Raw genomic sequence first — 17,734 nt, forward strand, 5'->3', positions numbered from 1 at the left:
CTCCGCAGGAGGGATCATTGTGCTGACTAAAGAAATGCTTCGTTTGGGGCTGCCGGAGCTTTGTGCCCACCGTGTCCGATTACGCCAGTTGAGAGCGGAGGATTATCCTGCACTGGAGCGGATGTTGTCCGACCCCTTAGTAATCCGATACGTGAATCGGATTCGCAAGCCGGTCTACGTACGAATGCGGCGTCTGGTTGCCCAAATCAAAGTAGCTGGAGATTCTCTGGATTCCCTGCACTTTGCGGTGGAATGGCATGGAGGAAATTCACGTGCAGGCAACGGAGTCGATGCATCCGATGAAGCCAAGGAACTTCCCTCTCCACAGCTACTCGGTATTGCTTCGTTTCAGCAATGGAATGAGGGCACGGGTGAGGCGCAGCTGGGCTATATTTTAGATCGTCCATTCTGGGGACAGGGACTGGCTACAGAGATCGTGGAAGTGATGCTGAAATTTGGTTTCGAATCTTTAAAACTTCAACGAATTGAAGGTCGTTGCCAAGAGGATAACCAGGCTTCTGTACGTGTACTTGTCAAAAATAAGCTGCGTTTGCTCCGCATCATTCGTTCCTATGATCCTTCAGGAGAGGTACCGAGTATATTGGTGTTCTCGATTACCCAAGGGGATTATGCGTAGAAATGGAATAAGAATATTTTGTTACAAAGATGAAATATAACTGCAAAACAACTCTAACACAGGACGGGTACAATACAGACATGACCCCCTTTTGAATAATATATGTTGCTGAGACCCGAAGCTTCGGGTCCTTTTTTTTGTCTTGTTACAGCAACATATGAATACAGGCGATTCCTACGATTCATAGGAACGGTTCAAGCTGGTTACCAATTCTGGAAGCCATTCGTGTAGGGATAGAAACGAATATCCCTCTGACTGGGCTTTGGTCGTATCCATGTACCACGATTGCTCAATACCGAATGGAGACATATGCTCATCTGCCGTTTTTTCCTTCACTACCGCTTGCTTTCCGGTTACATGCTCAATGGCCGAAATGACATCTCCGATCCTCACGGTACCGTCAGAGCAAGCATTTACAGAACCTGTAAAATGAGAGTGACCAAGCCAAAGCAGAAAATCCGCAGCTTCATCGGAACGGATAAATGAGATATGTGCTGCGGAATTAGGTACTCCGATTTCTTTTCCTTCACGAATATGTTCGATATGAAAATGAAGTCTTTTCGTATAATCATCTGTCCCTAATACAATCGGAAAACGAACAGCAGCCACAGGAAACGTCGCTTGCTGCATGAAAACGGCCTCTGCCTGTCGTTTAGCCTCCTGATATGTAAACTCATGCTGACCACCCTTGCGGAGCGGATAAGCCTGAGGGTCAAAGATACTCTCCGTCAGCACTTCCGGGCTTGGATTATAGACAGAAAGGCTGGAAGTCAGAATATACCGTTTGGCTTTCGTGTCAAAAATACGGCAGGCTTCGCTAGCTTCATTGGGAGAAAAGCAAATATTATCATAAACGACGTCCCACACTTGCTCTCCTACCGCTTCTGCCAGCGCTTGCGAATCCGTGCGGTCTGCACAGATCCGTTGAATACGGTCACCGAATGAATCCTTTGTTTGGCCTCGCGTGAGGATCGTAACGGAGTTTTCGGAATCCCCCAATAGAAGTTCCACCAGCCTTTTGCCAAAAAAACGCGTTCCACCCAGCACCAGTATTTTTCTCATTCCTGAATCACTCCCTATGGATTTGTTTTCTTTATATAGGGTAGACGAAATCGTGGATGCAAAGGATGCGATACGATGCGATAAATAGGTAAGTACATACTATTTAAAATAATTGCTTAATAATGCTTAACAAATCGTGCAATAATGCTTATAATTGATGTATGGAGGTGATACTTATTTATCAAGAAGAAAGGTTAGTTAAAATTCTTGAGAGGCTTCATAAAGAAAAGATGATTTCAAATCAGGAAATATGCGATATGCTCGGTATTTCCAGAGACACTGTCCGGCGGGATTTCATTAGATTAGTGGATGAAGGTGCTGCGATACGAACCCATGGAGGTATTGCTCTGCCCCAGTTTAAGGACAAAATAAAAGCATATAAGGAAAGAATCAATGCTTCTTCTGAAGATAAATACAAAATTGGGAAAATAGCTGCTTCTTATATCAGCAAAGGCGACCTTTGTTTTCTGGACGTCTCAACGACAGTAAAATTTCTTTGTGATCATCTCAATACAAGCTCTACAGTGTATACGCATTCCCTTGATAATGCAGAAGCACTTTCTAACAACAATGAGGTCGATGTATACCTGCTTGGGGGAAAGTTTAATCATGAAAATCGCTTTTTTTTCGATGTTCATGTGGCATCTCAATTAAATGATATTTACTTTGATAAAGTTTTTCTTGGTGCAGCTGGTATTTTGAAGGATGGTATCTATTTTTCAAACTATGAAGATGCGGTCATAAAAGGTATAGTAGCAGAGCGATCAAAAGAGGTTATTTTGTTGGCGGATTCACAGAAATTTAATCAAATCAGCTCCTATAAAGGTGTTGATTTGATTGATATTGACATGATCATTACAAATGAAAATCCACCAGATGAGTTTAGAAAGAGTTTTGAAGAAAATAACATTAAGATCAGACTTATTCATGAAGGGAAGACAGTCAAAGATTACTTCGAGGGGGTCTAATATGACAAAGATAAAAGCAGTTTTTAGTGACATAGACGGGACTTTAATTAATTCAAATCATGTTATAACCGAGAAGACCAAGATTTCAGTCCAAAAAGCAACAAACCTGGGTATACCATTTGTCCTTGTTTCTGCTAGAATGCCAAGTGGAATCTTGCCACTCCAAAAAGAATTGGAAATTAATTCACCCATTATTTGCTACAGTGGTTCCCTGGTAATAGACTGTAGGAGTAATACAACTATTTTCAGCAAAAGCTTGCCCGAAGAGAATGTTATTGGTATTTATGAGGCTGTAAAAAGCAAATTCTCCAACATTCAAATTAGCATCTACAGCCATGATCAATGGGTTGTTGAAAATCCACAGAACGAGTGGGTTGTTCAAGAGCAAGATATCACAGGGGCTCAGCCTACTCAGGCCAACCTTAAAACCTTCATAAACAAAAATTCTGAAGTGCATAAAATTCTCTGTATGGGCCCGGCTGAACAAATCGAACAGCTTGAGGAGGTATTGAAGAAAGACAACGCTGCTATAACCATCTACAAATCAAAAGACACTTATCTGGAAATTATGTCTGGAGATGCATCCAAATCTAAAGCAATTCAGCAGATCATCAGCCATTATAATTTAAAGAAGGAAGAAATCATGGCAATCGGTGATAATTTCAATGATATTGATATGCTGAAATTTGCAGGGCTGGGCATCGCAATGGGAAATGCGCCTGACGAAGTTAAAAAGTATGCGAACCAAGTGACATCCAGCAATGATGAAGAAGGATTAAGTTTGAGTTTAGAAGAGAACGTCATCAGCTAATTAGTGATTTCCAAGCCCATCTTACTCTCCGAGAAGCTTCAAGAAATTGGCCGGCACCGTAATTTGCTGATTATTAATCATGATCTTTCGAAGCTCTTCAATGGAGTCCTCTTCACCTCTCGCATCTTTAATCTCCTTGATTTCACGATGCAGCCGTTCCATTTGGAGATCAAGCGCATTCGCAGAATCTGCCGCATTCTTTAATTCACGTGTCAGACTTTCGGGAACGGACTGGTTGTATTTATAAAAGATTTTATGCTCCAGGCTTGCCCAGAAATCCATCGCAATCGTCCGGATCTGCACCTCTACACAGACTAGCTCCTGACAGTCTGACATAAATACAGGGACTTGGATCAGCAAATGCAGACTCTGATAGCCATTTGGTTTGGGATTTTTGATGTAATCCTTGATTTCCAGCACCTTCAAGTCATTCTGTCTCTGCAGCATGTTGCTGACATCATAAATGTCAGAAATAAAAGAACAGGTAATACGCAGTCCGGCGATATCCTTAATATGATTTTTGACAGCGTCAAGGGAAAGCTCGCTATTTTTCCGAAGCATTTTGTTCATAATGCTCTCAGGGGATTTGAGCCGTGATTTGGTATGCTCAATAGGGCTATAATCGTGCAGGGTCTGAAATTCCTGCTTTAATATTTCAATCTTGGTTTCCATTTCGTCGAGTGCGAATTTATAGATTAGCATAAAACGCGTGATGTCATGCTTTAGCTTTTTGAGCTTGTCCATTGGATCTTCTAAATGCATATGTAATTCTCCTCACACATAGATGTCATCATCTTACCAAGCGTTCGCTTTGCAACGGAACTCTTGCCTTTTATAAGGAAAGGATGCAGATCCGGCAATGCCGTTGCAACAGCGTTCGTATGGTCAGCTTAAAGCACCATTAAAGTGCCACCGAAATTTTACGTTTTTCTTTGAAATAAACCCATTCCCGGAAACCGATATCCTTCAGCATCGCCTTCACCTCGTCCCAATCCTCGCCTACCCGCGAAGGCTTATGGGCATCTGAACCAAAAGTGACCTCTACGCCAAAATGGTGCGCTCTTTCTAAAATAGATGCAGACGGGTACCATCCGCCACTCAGCTTGGTTTTACCCGAAGTGTTAATTTCAATGGCCACGCCGGTTTCCGCAATCACCCGCAAGGTTTCATCAATCGCTTCATCGGCAGGAATATCCGAAAAGGCCGGGAAGTTCCCCTTCATCGCGTCAATATGACCCAGAATTTGAAACATGCCGCTTCGTGCAGACTCCTGAATGAGTGAATAGTAGGCTTGCTTGACCTCGATTTTGCGAGCGTCACTTAATTTTTTCCAACGGTTACGGTTGAAAATGCTGTCCCCCTCAACATTGTGGATGGACCCAATGAGGTAATCAAACGGATAAGGAGCCAAAGTGGAACGATACAGCTCCGCATAATCAGGGAAATAATCCGTCTCCAATCCGAGCAGGACGTCAATACGGCCTTCGTATTCCTTTTTAAGCTGTTGCACCTCTTCTACATACTCGGCCAGCTGCGATTTTGCCATATAAATTTTCGGAAAAGCCTGGTCCTGTTCGCTGCCCAGGAAAGGGGAATGATCCGAAATGCCAATCGCTTGTAAGCCTGACTGAATGCCTGCTTCAATATAATCCCGAATGTTGCCGTCTGCATGACCGCAGCGGAAATGATGGGTGTGCAGATCAAATTTCATAACCTGTCTTCCTTTCGTAATCAAGGTTTATATTTTGTATGGTGTTCATAGCGAATTACGTTATTCAGAACTGGTAAAATTCGTCTCCGGCATCCCCTTCAGATCACTTAAAAATTGCTGCATGGCTGAGTTTAGATATCGGCCAGATTTATAAATCACTCCTACCGGATGACTAACCTCCAGCTCGGGAATATGGATCATTTTTAATGAGCCTGCACGCAGCTCGGAAGTGACCGACAGTCTGGAGATAATGGCAGCACCCAAATTAATTTCGACCATCCGTTTGACTTCCTCACTGCTGGACAACTCGATTACAACGTGAGGCACGATCTGGTGTTTTTTAAATACATCATCCACGAATTTCCTTCCAACCGTATCTGGTGAGAGCAGAATAAGCGGAATTTCCCGAAGGGCTTCAATGGTAGCATGCGGTTGGGAGGCCAGTGGGTGAGTAGGAGACACGACAAGCTCAAAGGAATCATAATACAGAATTGAAGTGCTCAAATTCGGATTGCGTTCGATCAGATAGCCGATACCCACATCAATAAGTCCGTTCTCCACCTGCTGATAGATCATGGAGGAGGCCATAGATTGAATGGAGGTTTTGATGAGCGGAAACTGATCCTGAAAGTAGGAAAGCACGCGCGGTAAAATTTGAATGGCGATGGATGTGGTCGTACCCAGCGCAATATGCCCCTGCGGCGTTTCGTTTAGATCGTACAATTTCTGTCGTAATTCCTCGACAACCTCTAGTATCCGCTCGGCGTGCTCCAAAAAAACAGTTCCCCGGTCGGTCAGGGTGACGGGCTGGTTGCGGTCGATCAGAATGGTTTTGAATTCGTCCTCCAGGCTTTTGATCTGGGCGGACACCGCGGGCTGCGTCAAATTGAGAAGTTCTCCGGCTTTTCGGAAACTCATAGTTTTGGAAATCATGATAAGTGTTTCAAGTTGACTGATGTTCATGAAATTCCTCCTCTCTTTTCTTAATTCTGTCGCAGCTGTATAGACTGAGTATTTTTAGCCAATTCACCTGTTCATATGTAAAACCGTCGATAAGCTTGATTTCATTAAATTATAGGTTATTCGGGCAGGAAGGGCAATGAATCAAAGCAGAGCACCGTGAAGTATGGTATATTGGGAAATAAAGACTAAAGTCCTGATATACATCAAAAATAACCAGCTAAATTCCGATGGGAAGTAAGATATAGGACATTATTCACATTTTTTGTGATTTGGCTATAAAAAATTGCCGGGAAGCTGTCGATAAGTGATAAAGAGAGTATTTTGTTGAGGGTCGATTTTCGGTTTTTATCCTTATTTAAATTAAAAATTCTAATTAAAATGGGACTTTTGTTGTGTGTCTAAAAGCCCATCGTAAAGGGGCGCAATGATCGTGAAGGCAGAAGTGATAAATCCTTTTTTGGAGTCGGCGCGACGGGTCATTGAACAACTGATCCAAGTCTCTCCCTCACCCGGCGATCTCGGTGTGAAAAATGTTGAACTGGTAGATGACCATATTTGGATTATGATCGGAATGACCGGACAGCTTAGCGGAAATATTGTGTTCGGCCTGAATGAACAGGTGGCGCTACGTATGGTATCAGCGATGATGGGCGGATTTGTCTTGACTGAAATTGACGAGATGGGGAAAAGTGCAATTTCCGAATTGGGCAATATGATTAGTGGTAATGCCAGTACAATTTTGTCCAGTCAGGGAATTGTCGTAGACATCACTCCTCCGCAAGTCATGAGATCGGAAAACTTGACTGCTTTTGTACCTCAGCGTGCTCTTTTTATCCCGCTTACTGTAGAAGGAATCGGTGAGCTGGATATTCAGGTGATGATCTCATAATATTAAAGAAGAAGGTTTTCTTTAATATGGGGGGATGACCGTGAGTATATTGCAAGATAAGATAGTTGTAATTACAGGAGCATCCAGCGGGATTGGCGCACTCTGTGCACGGCTGTTGAGCGAAAAGGGCGCGATCCCTATTTTGGCAGCACGCTCGCAGGAGCGGCTGGAGCAAGTATCTGCGACTATCTGCGGCAGACATGAGTTGATCCCACTGGATGTCACCCGTCAGGAGCAGGTAGAGGCCTTCGCTGCCCGAGTATTGGAGCAGTACGGGCGGGTCGATATTTTGCTCAATAATGCGGGTTACGGAAAATTTGAGTATTTTCATGAAACAGACCTGACGGAGTTTGAACGAATGATGGACGTGAACTACATGGGAGCTGTTCGTTGCATCAAGGCGTTTCTACCGCAAATGACAGAGCGGCGTAGCGGGCAGATTGTCAATGTAGCGTCTATGGCCGGGAAAATCGGGACGGCCAAATCGACTTCATACACAGCGACGAAGCATGCCTTGCTCGGTTTCAGCAATGCGCTGCGGCAAGAGCTGCGCGGGAGCGGAGTGACCGTGACGACGATAAACCCAGGACCGATTGACACGCCATTTTTTGAGCTCGCAGATCCTTCAGGTGGATATGTTCGTAATGTAGGCTGGTTTATGCTAAAGCCGGATAAGGTAGCACAGCACATGGTAAAGGCAATAGAGCTTGGCAGAGAAGAGGTTAATCTGCCGCGGTGGGTATCCCCTTTTCTCAAGCTGTATCAGCTTGCTCCCAGACTGACGGACAGGCTGGGTCATGGTGTGATGAACAAGAAATAAAAGATGTCCCAAAAGCCATGGGTATGGTGAGGGACATCTTTTATTTTTGTGATTTGGTAACGAGGCTATTTTCGCATATAATGGAGAGTAACGAATTTACGTATAGGGGTTGGACCTTTTCATGACATTAAATTTTGAATCGCTTGGCATTGAAGCAGATCTGTTGACCAAACTGGCTGAGCATGAAATTACGCAGCCTTCGCCGGTTCAGGCGCAGGCTATACCTGAAATCATCAAAGGAAGGCATGTATTGGCGCGTTCGCAGACGGGTACAGGGAAGACACTGGCCTATTTGCTGCCGCTATTGCAAGCGATTGACCCACAGAAAAAGGCTACACAAAAGATGATACTGGCTCCAAGTCAGGAGCTCGCGATGCAAATTGTTCGCGAGGGACAGCGTTACGGAGAGCATCGCGGAATCCGCGTGCTTGGCCTGATTGGCGGAGCAGCCATCAAACGCCAAATTGAGAAGCTAAAGGATCATCCACAGCTTGTGGTCGGCACACCAGGACGTGTACGGGAACTCATTGCTGCGAAAAAGCTGAAAATGCATAACATTACAACCATCGTTATCGACGAGGTGGACCAGATGTTCCAGCTCGGCGGAGCAGGTGATGTGAAGAACATATTGGGCACCGCCCAGCGTGATCGTCAATTGGTATTTTTGTCCGCAACGCTGAACGACGAGATTCAAGCGCTGGCGAAGCGTGAGATGAATGATTACGCGGAAATCGGCATTGATCCCGATCAGAAGACAGCCAGCGGACTGGAGCACTATTGCTTTGTAACCGAAGAGCGGGATAAGGTGGATATGCTACGCCGTCTGGTGCGTCATTTTAATCCAAGAAAAGCGCTGGTGTTCGTGAATACAACGAATGCTATCGGGGAGATTGAAGCCAAGCTCAATCATATGGGACTGACAACAGCATCCCTGTATGGTGATGCAGATAAAGTCACGCGCAGCAACGTACTGGCCCGATTCCGGGAGGACAAGCTCAAGGTGCTGATTGCTTCCGATGTGGCAGCCCGTGGTCTGGACATTGAGGGTCTGGAAATGGTCATTCATTTTGATCCGGCTACGGACAGTCAAGCCTATGTTCACCGTGCGGGACGTACAGGGCGTATGGGCTGCAAAGGACTGGTTGTGTCCGTTGTTACCGAGCGCGAAACGTTCATTATGCGCAAGTTCTCCCGTGAACTGGACATCGATATCACGGAGCGTGCGTTATATGGAGGACGTGTTGTGGTGCCGCGTCCGGCGGATGCCAAGCGTGCGCCTGTAAGGCCATCCGAGACCAGAGCGATTTCTGATGCAAAGGAAAGCGGCAAGGCGCCAGTTCGTGGCGAGAATGGACGGCCCAGCAGGACTGCCGCAATCGGTTCGGTTCCTGGCAAGGGCAAAGGAGCAGCCTTGTCCAAAGCAGGAAAAGCACAGCGCGAGCGTGAGCGTAAAAACAAGGGTGCGCCAAGATGGCTGAAGGAAAAAGGGTCGAAGCCGAACGAATAAGGACCGAACGGATAAGGGAGAAGAGGGGAAGCCATGGAACAACAGCCTGTATTGCAAATTAACGGACTGACCGGCGGATACAGTGCCAAGCGTCCGGTGCTGCATCAGATTTCGCTCGATGTAAAGCCGGGCGAAATGGTGGGACTGATCGGTCTGAACGGGGCCGGGAAAAGTACGACCATGAAGCATATTTTGGGCCTGATGACACCGCAGGCCGGAGAAATTCGCGTGCAGGGACATAAGCAGGAGGAGAATCCCGAGCAATATCAGGGAGCCATTGCTTTTGTACCCGAATCTCCAGAGCTGTATCCTGAAATGACGGTGATGGAGCATATGGAGTTCACCGCCAGGGCTTATGGAGTCAATGAAGCGGATTTCCGCACGCGCAGTAATCAGATGCTTGATTTGTTCCGCATGCGGGATAAGAGTGGAAGCATGTCCATGCATCTTTCCAAAGGGATGCGCCAGAAAGTCATGATTATGTGCGCATTTTTAGCAGGACCACCGTTGTATGTCATTGATGAACCATTTTTGGGTTTGGACCCGCTGGGTATTCGTTCCCTGCTTGACTTCATGCTGGAAATGAAGCGTTCAGGCTCGTCCATTTTGCTCAGTTCTCATATTCTGTCCACGATTGAAAATTATTGTGATCGTTTCATTGTGCTTCATCAGGGTACCATCATTGCACAGGGTACGCTGGATGAAGTGACAGCACAGGCGGGTAAGCCGGGCATGCCGCTGGAAGATGCATTTTATGAGCTGGTACAGGGCAGGGAATGAGCATGGACTTGCAGCGTTTGCATAAAGAAAGACGTGTTGCGTTCTGGGGACAGGTGCTGCCCTACCTGGGCTATGTCATTCAAAGCGGCCTGGCAGTGGTCTTCGGCTTTGCGCTGATTGCTTTTGCTGCATGGTACACGTCGTTGTTGATGCATACTCCACCGGATTTGCCCATCCGCTGGATCATGCTGATTGTAGCTATTCCGATTGCTCATGCGAGCTTTCGCACGTATTTGAACGCGGCCGATATTGTCTTCCTGCGTCCGCAGGAATATGCGATGCAGCATTATTTTAAGGCCAGCCGCATTCGGGGTGTGGTCTATAAAATATTCGGTCTGCTGCTGCTGTCCATTATCGCGTGGCCACTGTATATTCGCAGTGATGTTGCACCTAAGCCGTTGCTGCTGACCCTGCTGCTGTTCGTGCTGTTGAAGCTGTTATTCAGCTATGGCGGCTGGCAGGAGCTTCGCATCGTATCGGTTGGCGCCAGCGCAGGCTATCGTCTGCTTCGGTGGGTGTTGGCTGTGCTAATGGTAGCCGCATGGCTGTGGCAGCCTCCGCTGCGCAGCTTGCCGTTTATTGTATTGGTCAGCGTGGTCTACGTGCTCGTCCTGCGTTTTCCGGTCAAGCTGTTAGTAGCTTGGGAAAAGCTGATCCGGACAGAAAGCATGCAGGCCGCTCGGGTGATGCGCACTTTAGGCTGGTTCGTCGATGTACCTGCCCTTACGCAGAGAGTAACTCCGCGCCGCTGGCTTTCCTGGCTGGGGGGGAACATACCGTGGGACAGAAAGGGAGCGTATCGCTACCTGCTGTTTAAGACGTTTTTACGTACAGAACCCGCTGGTATTGTCATTCGGTTAGGTATTTTGGGTCTGTTAATTATATATATCACCCATACGGGCTGGATCGGTATTGCGGTGTATTTATTTTTTATATTTCTCATTGGCGTACAAATCACTTCGCTGAGGCAGTATCACAAGGATTCGTTGTGGCTTCAGCTATATCCGATCCCTGCACATAGTCGTCGTGCGTCTTTTCTGGACTTTGTCGTCCGATTGATGCTGCCCGCCGCCGTAGTCCTGTGGCTTCCTTTCCTGGCGAAAGGAACTGAGGATCTACTGTCTACGCTGCTGACACTGGTTGGTGGAGTTCTTGTGGTATTTCTGATCCGGGGAACACAGGCGAAAAAATGGCGTTTGGACGGACAAGATGAGGAAGAAGTGTGATCTGGTTCAAATGAAACAAAGAAGAGGCTAATTCGCAAGCAGCAGGGGCTGTCTACGGATTAGCCTTTTTCGTGCGTTTGCTGCTATCGTCAGCCGTGGGTGCAGATACCCGTTTGCTTAAATGAAGATCGTTCTACTGATGATAACTAATAAAATGAACAATACCAAAATGGTTCCTGTGCTTGTGAATGCGCCGTAACCACCGTAACCGCCTCTTGTTTCTTCTGCTCCCATGCTCATTCTCCTCTCGATCATTGTGATAAAGAATACACCGTATCTTATGAAGCTTCTTCCCTGGTGGCGTGGGCCAATGTTCCGGTTGGTTGCCGAATCGCCTTATATTTTTTATCAGATGCGGGAGTATAAAAAGGGAAAGACACGCATTGTCGAGAATAGAAGAAGTATGTAATCATTATCACTTGGAAAGTGGGAAAGACGAGATGCTGGTAGATAAGCTGCTCGTAAACATATTTCTTGTGTTTGTGCCGTTGCTGGTGTATAGCGCTTTGTCGGATCACCGACATATGAAGCATGCCCCGTTGCTGATGGGAGGGGTGCTCGGTGTGTCTTCTGTGCTATGCCTTATTTTTTCATATATTTGGTATGGTTTATATTGGGATCTCCGGTATGTTCCTTTGATTCTTTCCGTGTTATATTTTGGCCCAAAGGCAGGATTACTGAATATAACGGTGATGGTGCTGGCTCGTATGTATGTGGGTCCTGAGTCGATGCAAGTAGGGCTTCTTAGCATGATTTTATGTTATCTAGGACCTCTCCTGGTGAGGAAAAAGTTTATGCAGCTCAAAGGCATGTTTTCCCGGGTAGGCATGAATATGCTAATGAGTATATGGACCAACGTAATCATGCTGATCATTCTTTTAATACATTCCTGGGCCAATGGCAGACTGGATGAGGATGAGATTGTACTTATCAAGGCTGTTTCCTGGTTTGGTGTGATTCAATTTTTAAGTGTTGGAGCCTCCTCATTCTGGATGGAGTTTAGTTTGGAACGGGAAGAAATGAGAAAAAAGATTCGACATGCTGAGCGTATCAATACGTTAGGGGAACTGGCGGCCTCTATGGCCCATGAAGTACGCAATCCGTTGACTGTTGTTAAAGGGTTCCTACAAATGGTTCAGACAGGGTTGGAAGGGAAAAATCGCAGATATATTGCTTTGGCACTGGCAGAGGTAGATCGGGCTGAAAGAATTATTAGCGACTATCTGAACTTATCCAGACCGCAGATTGGTAAAACAGAGTTGATGGATCTGTCGGGCATGGTGCAGCAGATTGTTCTGCTTCTAAAACCGATGGCAACCAAGCAAGGTGTAAGACTGTATACAGAGCTAAGGAATGAAATATACGTACATACGGATCGTAACCAGCTGTTACAGGCGTTAGTACATGTGACGAAAAATGCGATTGAGGCTGCTGAAGATGGAGGCAAGGTATACATAACGCTGGCAATTCAGGAAGAACAGGCGTGTCTGAACATTAGGGATAATGGCAAGGGCATGAGCCAGGAGCATCTAGAGCGAGTGGGCACTCTGTTTTTTTCGACTAAAGAGGTAGGAACGGGACTGGGAACGGCTGTCTCCTTTCGAATCATTGAAGCAATGAACGGGAGTATACGCTATGAGAGTGAGCCGGGAGTCGGAACCAAGGTGATCATCCTGCTGCCGCTGGCACAGGAATCCTTGCTCGCTGCCGAAGGTTAATCTGTCCGAGAGTGTGCTTGACAATCACTCAGCGGATCAAAAAGCGGTATGCCGCAACATTCGGCATACCGCTTCATTATGTTATACACTTAACCCCGCTACCGTTAGGCATTCAACAAATCCTGTGCGCCACGGTAAACAATGTCATACAAGTCTTCCAGATATTCTTCCTCAATGCAGGAGAACGCGATCCGGAGGTCGTGCTCACCCAGCGCAATCGTCCCCACTCCATATTGCTCCAGCAAATGTGTACGCAGCCGTTCGGCGGACAAGCCGTTCAGCTTGAGACACATGAAATAACCCGAGTTGAAAGGATAGTAGCTCCATACATCTCCGTATTTCCCGCTATCAAGCAGTGCTTTGACCTTATTAGCCCGTCCCTTCATAATTTGGAACTTTTCTTGCTTTTGTTGCTCAAAATCAGGAGATTTGAGGGCATCCAGTACGAAGGTTTGGGATGGGTGAGGGCCGCTCGAAATCGTTGCCCGGATAATCCCCAGAGTTTTTTGTTCCAGTGCGTTTAGCACATCTTGATTTTCGGAGGCGAAGGTAATAAATCCGACACGGAAACCCCAAACGTATTCTTCTTTGGTGGCTCCGTCGACTTTGATTGGTAAAATTCTCGGATGAAGTCCAGCTAACTGACCAAATAGCGATTCATGCAGGGAGTCCTCGAAGAACAGACCAAAATAAGCATCGTCTGTCACCACCACGACATTGATGCCTGCCTCTGCTGCTTCATGAATGGCAGCAACAATTGCTTCACCCTCTTCGGCGCCCGGTGTATAGCCAGTTGGATTGTTCGGGAAGTTCAGCACAACGATAGCTTTGCCGTATTCTTTCTGCGCCAACAGCGCCTCACGTAACCCCTCACTATTAAAGCGGTGATCTTCCGTGAACAATGGGAAGTTTACCAATCGTCCATGACGGCGAATACCGAAAGTCAGCTCATAATTTTCCCAGTTTTTGTCCGGATAAATGACAGCATCCCCTTCATCTGTAAACAGGTCGGCAACGATACTCAAGCCGTGGGTCAGCGCATTCGTAACTACAGGAAGGCCAAAGCCTTTTCCAGCCAGCGAAGGATTTTCCTTCAGCATTTTATCGCGCCATACGCTGCGCAGTTCAGGTTTGCCCGCAGGGGGTGCATAAGGGTATAAATCCTTGGGACTATAAGCGGACAGCTTCTCTTGAATAACCTGCAAATGCATAGGACCGCTGCCTTCAGTAGCAATACCAATCGTAGCGTTATACTTTTTAGCAAGCTTCCCCGCCTCTGCGGATTGACTCAAAATTCCTTCTTTTGGAAAATAAATTTCTTTACCTAAAAGGGAAAGCATTTGATATACATGCTCGTTGCCTGTCTGAATGTTTTGGTTTAGCTGCGCTACCAGTGGATTCATTCCCGTTTCATCCTTCCAAGTCATTTTGATTACATATTATAGCATTACACACGGTAAGCGTCACGCAAAAGCATTCGGGAGCATAAAAGCGCATTTTTTTGCGTATTGGCTGCGCTGCGCTTATATTATTATTTAACGGGATAGAGAACAACCAAAGAATAGCAAAAGGAGGTGCAGATGTTGCTGGATACGTCTGCGTCATCGTTTATCCTGCTGCCCGCCTTTGCCAAAATTGTGTGCGAGCCGGGTTGGAAATGGCAGGTGCGTGAAAAGCTGATGCCAAACTACGATTTATTTTATGTATGGAGCGGAGAAGGAACGGTTGTATTAAACGGGGAAGCCTATATGGTGAGCAAGGGTAGCTGCTTCCTGTTCAAGCCCGGGGATGATACCCGGGCCACACATAACCCGCAAAAGCCGCTAATACTTACTTATATTCATTTTGATCTTTCCGAGCAGCCGAAGCTCATCCCTGCAAGCTATCGCATGCTGGAGGAAACGTTTGAGGTGGAGCATATGCTTGCCAGATACGTCCGTCTGCGCTTGGAGCGTGCTTACGGAGCTGAAGAGGAAGGCAGGCTGATCCTGAAGCAATTGATGATTCATCTGCTACGTGCCGACCGCAAGGAGCCGCAGGAGCAGCAGGCCAGCAACCAGCTCACCGAGGTCATTCGGGAAACGGCCAACTATGTGCGTCAGCATCCCGGGCTTCCTCATCGTGTCGAGGATTTGGCGGCACGGGCAGGGCTGTCGCCGCGTTATTTTTCAATAAAATTCAAGGAGCTGCTGGGCGTTTCCGCGCAATCTCATATAATCAGTATGCGGATTGAACGCGCGCAGCATTTATTGCTGCATGCCGGGATGAATGTAACCGAGGTGGCAGAGGCCTTGGGATACCGTGATATCTTTTTCTTCAGCCGTCAATTCAAGCAATATACAGGGAAAAGTCCGTCTGAGATCAGGTGAAGCTATGATGGTGGACGAGCTGCTTCAGATTCGGGCATATTGGACGCTATCAGCCAGAAGTGAAATGAGTGTATGGTTTTGAGAGCTACTGTATGTACGTATGACAATAAAGATAAAACAAAAAGGACCTAGGCAGTAATGCATTAATGCCGGGTCCTTTTTGTATGTGTAGCTGTCACGTACTGGCGGTAAACCCGGTTACGCTTTGGCATCATGGCGGAAGCAACCGAGACGTTGTCCCATTTTTACCACATCGCCCAGCTTCAACGCGGGGTCTGGCTCAAACGTACCGTTTTCAGTCAGTAGAACGACAGTTGATCCAAATTCGAAATACGCGAGATCGTCACCTTTTTTCCATGAAACGGCTTGATCATCCGTATACTTGATGCTGCTCACGTTCATTGCACCCACTTTGACGATAGCCACCTCACCGTATTCATGAGCAATGTACGTAATTTGTCGCTCATTACGACTAAGGACTCCCCTCATATGCTGCAAACCGAAGTCATTTACGGGATATACCTTGCCGCGCAGATGCTCCTTCTCCACCAGTGTACCGGATACTGGCGCATGAATGCGATGATAATCCGTCGGGCTGAGATAGAGCACAAAAGCATAGCCGTGTGTGTACTTCTCAAGACGCGGCGAGCGGTTAAGCAGCTCATTCAGCGTATAATCCTGTCCTTTGACATTCAAAAGAGTGCCAGTCGTAATTGGTCCAGTGAAAGTAATCCGTGCGTCCACCGGACTGGTCATCACCTCGGCGTTCGTATCAATCGGGCGCATGCCCGCTTTCAATTTGCGTGTAAAATAGGCGTTCAGAGAACGGTATGCTTTCCATTCCTGCTCCGCCTCATGCGTCTGGATCTGGTACGTACGTATAAAGGTGGGGATAAAAAGTCGGCTTGCACCGCTTTGCGCGAAGGAGCCCACAATCCGGCACACCCACTTGCGCGATGATAGCTCCGTCATGAGCCGCAGCCACTGTTTTGCCATTTCAGATCCCCCTTGTTCATTTCCGAGCCGTCTTGGCCGGAACCCGTCCGGCCGCTCTGAACTATATTGACACAGAATGTGACGTAAATCAATACAGTGAACGGTGGAGTGAACGTTCGGTGTCTGCTGAAGGCATCCGTTCAAGAAGCCAACGGGCGTATGCCATTGGCTGAGTGTACGTTTCTTTCCAGACATTGTCCATACCTGCCTGACTGAAGCCGTAGCGCTGGTCGCGACCATTGCACTCGATAAAAAAAATCTTGCCCTCCTGGGTAATTCCCAGATCCAAACCGACGTCGGCGAGACGGGGGAGGTTCTGTGCCAGTCGATGAACGATTTGTAACGAGAGTCTCTCCAGCTCATTCAATAGACGGGCTGTATTCGAAGTTTGAGCCGCCTGTGCTTGTGACAGCACCTCCGGTAAGGAACGGGCTGTACCGCCCTGTGCTACATTGGAGACAAAGGTGTGGGAAGGAGCAATTTTGGCAAACATGCCTGTCACCCCCCAAATACCGCCATATCTACGCTGAACGGTCACACGGATATCAAAAGGACGATCGTCGCACAAAGCAAGCGGTATGGTTTCCTGTACGATGTGAGGCACATGCAGCAGTCGCTTGTGCAGAAATAAAGGCAGTTCTCCGACATGTAAGCGTAGCGTGGACCAGCGCTCAGGCATAGCGGGATGAGCACATTGCAGGGTCCAGTGTCCATGGGAACGCCGTAGACGCATAATTCCTCTGCCAACACTACCGCTGCTGGGCTTGATTACGACATCCCCGGTTTGCTCCATCAGAGTATGAATTGAGGATAGGTTACCCTGCAATGTTTTGGGGAGGTGGGCGCGTAGCAACGGGTCTTCCTGCAAAATCGCGTGTATATGGTCCTTGCGGAAACGGTTTTGTTCGTTAAAAATATAGATTCCCTTTTGTACCAGCCTATTGATATCTCTGGCATTTTCATTTTGCCGATAAAGAGTCCGATTGTGGATGACCGGCGGCAACGGAAGAGTCGTCTGCCGATACTCGTTGCCGTGTTTAACAAAAGCCCGGCATGTACCAGTCGCTATATGAATCTCCTCCAGACGAAGAAAGCAGGGGGTGAGTTCATAGCTTAACCCGGCGTCTTCGTAATTGGCGATAGATTCATATCGCGTCTTCATGGCGGGAATGCCCCGGTAGGTTGCCGGGTTGAGCATGACGCCGACATGCAACATGAGTATGTCCGCCTCCTTGTAGTCACTCCAACTGACCATACTGTGATTCTAGTCCATCATA

At 47.1% G+C, this 17,734-nt stretch carries 18 protein-coding genes; 10 read left to right on the plus strand and 8 right to left on the minus strand.

What is annotated here, in order from left to right; genetic code table 11:
* The first annotated feature begins 19 nt into the window (after positions 1-19).
* Positions 20-637 carry a GNAT family N-acetyltransferase gene (locus LCF57_RS17145; RefSeq protein ID WP_226001771.1) on the plus strand — a complete coding sequence of 206 codons (618 nt, stop codon included), beginning with the start codon at positions 20-22 and terminating at the stop codon, positions 635-637.
* Positions 638-811: 174 nt separating this feature from the next.
* Here LCF57_RS17145 and LCF57_RS17150 read toward each other — a convergent pair whose 3' ends face one another.
* Positions 812-1,699 carry an NAD-dependent epimerase/dehydratase family protein gene (locus tag LCF57_RS17150; RefSeq protein ID WP_226001772.1) on the minus strand — a complete coding sequence of 296 codons (888 nt, stop codon included), beginning with the start codon at positions 1,697-1,699 and terminating at the stop codon, positions 812-814.
* Between the two features lie 161 nt (positions 1,700-1,860).
* On the opposite strand from LCF57_RS17150, the gene LCF57_RS17155 reads away from it, so the two are divergent.
* Positions 1,861-2,667 (plus strand): DeoR/GlpR family DNA-binding transcription regulator, encoded by an 807-nt coding sequence (locus LCF57_RS17155; RefSeq protein WP_226001773.1) that lies wholly within the window; start codon positions 1,861-1,863, stop codon positions 2,665-2,667.
* A 1-nt stretch (position 2,668) separates the two neighbouring features.
* A complete protein-coding gene (locus LCF57_RS17160; protein WP_226001774.1) occupies positions 2,669-3,478 on the plus strand; it encodes a Cof-type HAD-IIB family hydrolase in 810 nt (269 codons plus the stop codon).
* 21 nt (positions 3,479-3,499) lie between these two features.
* Here LCF57_RS17160 and LCF57_RS17165 read toward each other — a convergent pair whose 3' ends face one another.
* From LCF57_RS17165 to LCF57_RS17175, 3 genes are all read right to left on the minus strand, one after another.
* On the minus strand, positions 3,500-4,240 hold the full coding sequence (locus tag LCF57_RS17165; RefSeq protein WP_226001775.1) for a GTP pyrophosphokinase family protein: 741 nt from the start codon (positions 4,238-4,240) through the stop codon (positions 3,500-3,502).
* Between the two features lie 139 nt (positions 4,241-4,379).
* Positions 4,380-5,189, minus strand: a complete 810-nt coding sequence (locus LCF57_RS17170) for a histidinol-phosphatase (protein ID WP_226001776.1) — start codon at positions 5,187-5,189, stop codon at positions 4,380-4,382.
* Positions 5,190-5,249: 60 nt separating this feature from the next.
* Positions 5,250-6,152 (minus strand): LysR family transcriptional regulator, encoded by a 903-nt coding sequence (locus LCF57_RS17175; protein ID WP_025717461.1) that lies wholly within the window; start codon positions 6,150-6,152, stop codon positions 5,250-5,252.
* A gap of 430 nt (positions 6,153-6,582) precedes the next feature.
* Here LCF57_RS17175 and LCF57_RS17180 point away from each other — a divergent pair, with 430 nt between their 5' ends.
* The 5 genes from LCF57_RS17180 (at position 6,583) to LCF57_RS17200 (ending at position 11,374) form a co-directional block, all read left to right on the plus strand.
* The gene (locus tag LCF57_RS17180; RefSeq protein WP_226001777.1) at positions 6,583-7,041 is read left to right on the plus strand and encodes a chemotaxis protein CheX; all 459 of its coding nucleotides are present in this window, start codon (positions 6,583-6,585) and stop codon (positions 7,039-7,041) included.
* A 40-nt stretch (positions 7,042-7,081) separates the two neighbouring features.
* Positions 7,082-7,861 carry an SDR family NAD(P)-dependent oxidoreductase gene (locus LCF57_RS17185; RefSeq protein ID WP_226001778.1) on the plus strand — a complete coding sequence of 260 codons (780 nt, stop codon included), beginning with the start codon at positions 7,082-7,084 and terminating at the stop codon, positions 7,859-7,861.
* A gap of 121 nt (positions 7,862-7,982) precedes the next feature.
* Positions 7,983-9,368 carry a DEAD/DEAH box helicase gene (locus LCF57_RS17190; protein ID WP_226001779.1) on the plus strand — a complete coding sequence of 462 codons (1,386 nt, stop codon included), beginning with the start codon at positions 7,983-7,985 and terminating at the stop codon, positions 9,366-9,368.
* Positions 9,369-9,401: 33 nt separating this feature from the next.
* Positions 9,402-10,148 carry an ABC transporter ATP-binding protein gene (locus tag LCF57_RS17195; protein WP_226001780.1) on the plus strand — a complete coding sequence of 249 codons (747 nt, stop codon included), beginning with the start codon at positions 9,402-9,404 and terminating at the stop codon, positions 10,146-10,148.
* 2 nt (positions 10,149-10,150) lie between these two features.
* Complete coding sequence (locus LCF57_RS17200) at positions 10,151-11,374, plus strand: ABC transporter permease (RefSeq protein WP_318840708.1); 1,224 nt, start codon at positions 10,151-10,153, stop codon at positions 11,372-11,374.
* 117 nt (positions 11,375-11,491) lie between these two features.
* Here the strand turns inward: LCF57_RS17200 and LCF57_RS17205 are convergent, their stop codons facing one another.
* Positions 11,492-11,608 carry a YjcZ family sporulation protein gene (locus LCF57_RS17205; protein ID WP_208811956.1) on the minus strand — a complete coding sequence of 39 codons (117 nt, stop codon included), beginning with the start codon at positions 11,606-11,608 and terminating at the stop codon, positions 11,492-11,494.
* A 206-nt stretch (positions 11,609-11,814) separates the two neighbouring features.
* Between LCF57_RS17205 and LCF57_RS17210 the strand changes: the two genes are divergently transcribed.
* Positions 11,815-13,092 carry an ATP-binding protein gene (locus LCF57_RS17210; protein WP_318840709.1) on the plus strand — a complete coding sequence of 426 codons (1,278 nt, stop codon included), beginning with the start codon at positions 11,815-11,817 and terminating at the stop codon, positions 13,090-13,092.
* 104 nt (positions 13,093-13,196) lie between these two features.
* Here the strand turns inward: LCF57_RS17210 and LCF57_RS17215 are convergent, their stop codons facing one another.
* Entirely contained in the window at positions 13,197-14,495 is a 1,299-nt protein-coding gene (locus tag LCF57_RS17215) for an aminotransferase class I/II-fold pyridoxal phosphate-dependent enzyme (RefSeq protein ID WP_226001783.1), read from the minus strand.
* Between the two features lie 180 nt (positions 14,496-14,675).
* On the opposite strand from LCF57_RS17215, the gene LCF57_RS17220 reads away from it, so the two are divergent.
* A complete protein-coding gene (locus LCF57_RS17220) occupies positions 14,676-15,461 on the plus strand; it encodes a helix-turn-helix domain-containing protein (RefSeq protein ID WP_226001784.1) in 786 nt (261 codons plus the stop codon).
* 198 nt (positions 15,462-15,659) lie between these two features.
* On the opposite strand, the gene asd is transcribed toward LCF57_RS17220, so the two are convergent.
* Together asd and LCF57_RS17230 are read right to left on the minus strand one after the other, a co-directional pair.
* Positions 15,660-16,457, minus strand: coding sequence for an archaetidylserine decarboxylase (gene asd, locus LCF57_RS17225; protein WP_226001785.1), 798 nt, complete (start codon positions 16,455-16,457; stop codon positions 15,660-15,662).
* An 88-nt stretch (positions 16,458-16,545) separates the two neighbouring features.
* A complete protein-coding gene (locus LCF57_RS17230) occupies positions 16,546-17,673 on the minus strand; it encodes a YheC/YheD family protein (protein WP_226001786.1) in 1,128 nt (375 codons plus the stop codon).
* Positions 17,674-17,734 lie beyond the last annotated feature (61 nt).

Origin of the sequence: Paenibacillus sp. BJ-4, assembly GCF_020404765.1 — a bacterium.
GTDB lineage: Bacteria > Bacillota > Bacilli > Paenibacillales > Paenibacillaceae > Paenibacillus.

What these genes read in the sequence shown, in the direction of transcription:
- LCF57_RS17170 (WP_226001776.1), bottom strand. Translation starts at nt 5,189, where the DNA reads ATGAAATTTGATCTGCACACCCATCATTTCCGCTGCGGTCATGCAGAC.
- LCF57_RS17195 (WP_226001780.1), top strand. Translation starts at nt 9,402, where the DNA reads ATGGAACAACAGCCTGTATTGCAAATTAACGGACTGACCGGCGGATAC.
- asd (WP_226001785.1), bottom strand. Translation starts at nt 16,457, where the DNA reads ATGGCAAAACAGTGGCTGCGGCTCATGACGGAGCTATCATCGCGCAAG.
- LCF57_RS17165 (WP_226001775.1), bottom strand. Translation starts at nt 4,240, where the DNA reads ATGCATTTAGAAGATCCAATGGACAAGCTCAAAAAGCTAAAGCATGAC.
- LCF57_RS17215 (WP_226001783.1), bottom strand. Translation starts at nt 14,495, where the DNA reads ATGAATCCACTGGTAGCGCAGCTAAACCAAAACATTCAGACAGGCAAC.
- LCF57_RS17150 (WP_226001772.1), bottom strand. Translation starts at nt 1,699, where the DNA reads ATGAGAAAAATACTGGTGCTGGGTGGAACGCGTTTTTTTGGCAAAAGG.
- LCF57_RS17200 (WP_318840708.1), top strand. Translation starts at nt 10,151, where the DNA reads ATGGACTTGCAGCGTTTGCATAAAGAAAGACGTGTTGCGTTCTGGGGA.
- LCF57_RS17155 (WP_226001773.1), top strand. Translation starts at nt 1,861, where the DNA reads ATGGAGGTGATACTTATTTATCAAGAAGAAAGGTTAGTTAAAATTCTT.
- LCF57_RS17175 (WP_025717461.1), bottom strand. Translation starts at nt 6,152, where the DNA reads ATGAACATCAGTCAACTTGAAACACTTATCATGATTTCCAAAACTATG.
- LCF57_RS17210 (WP_318840709.1), top strand. Translation starts at nt 11,815, where the DNA reads ATGCTGGTAGATAAGCTGCTCGTAAACATATTTCTTGTGTTTGTGCCG.
- LCF57_RS17230 (WP_226001786.1), bottom strand. Translation starts at nt 17,673, where the DNA reads ATGTTGCATGTCGGCGTCATGCTCAACCCGGCAACCTACCGGGGCATT.
- LCF57_RS17160 (WP_226001774.1), top strand. Translation starts at nt 2,669, where the DNA reads ATGACAAAGATAAAAGCAGTTTTTAGTGACATAGACGGGACTTTAATT.
- LCF57_RS17205 (WP_208811956.1), bottom strand. Translation starts at nt 11,608, where the DNA reads ATGGGAGCAGAAGAAACAAGAGGCGGTTACGGTGGTTACGGCGCATTC.
- LCF57_RS17190 (WP_226001779.1), top strand. Translation starts at nt 7,983, where the DNA reads ATGACATTAAATTTTGAATCGCTTGGCATTGAAGCAGATCTGTTGACC.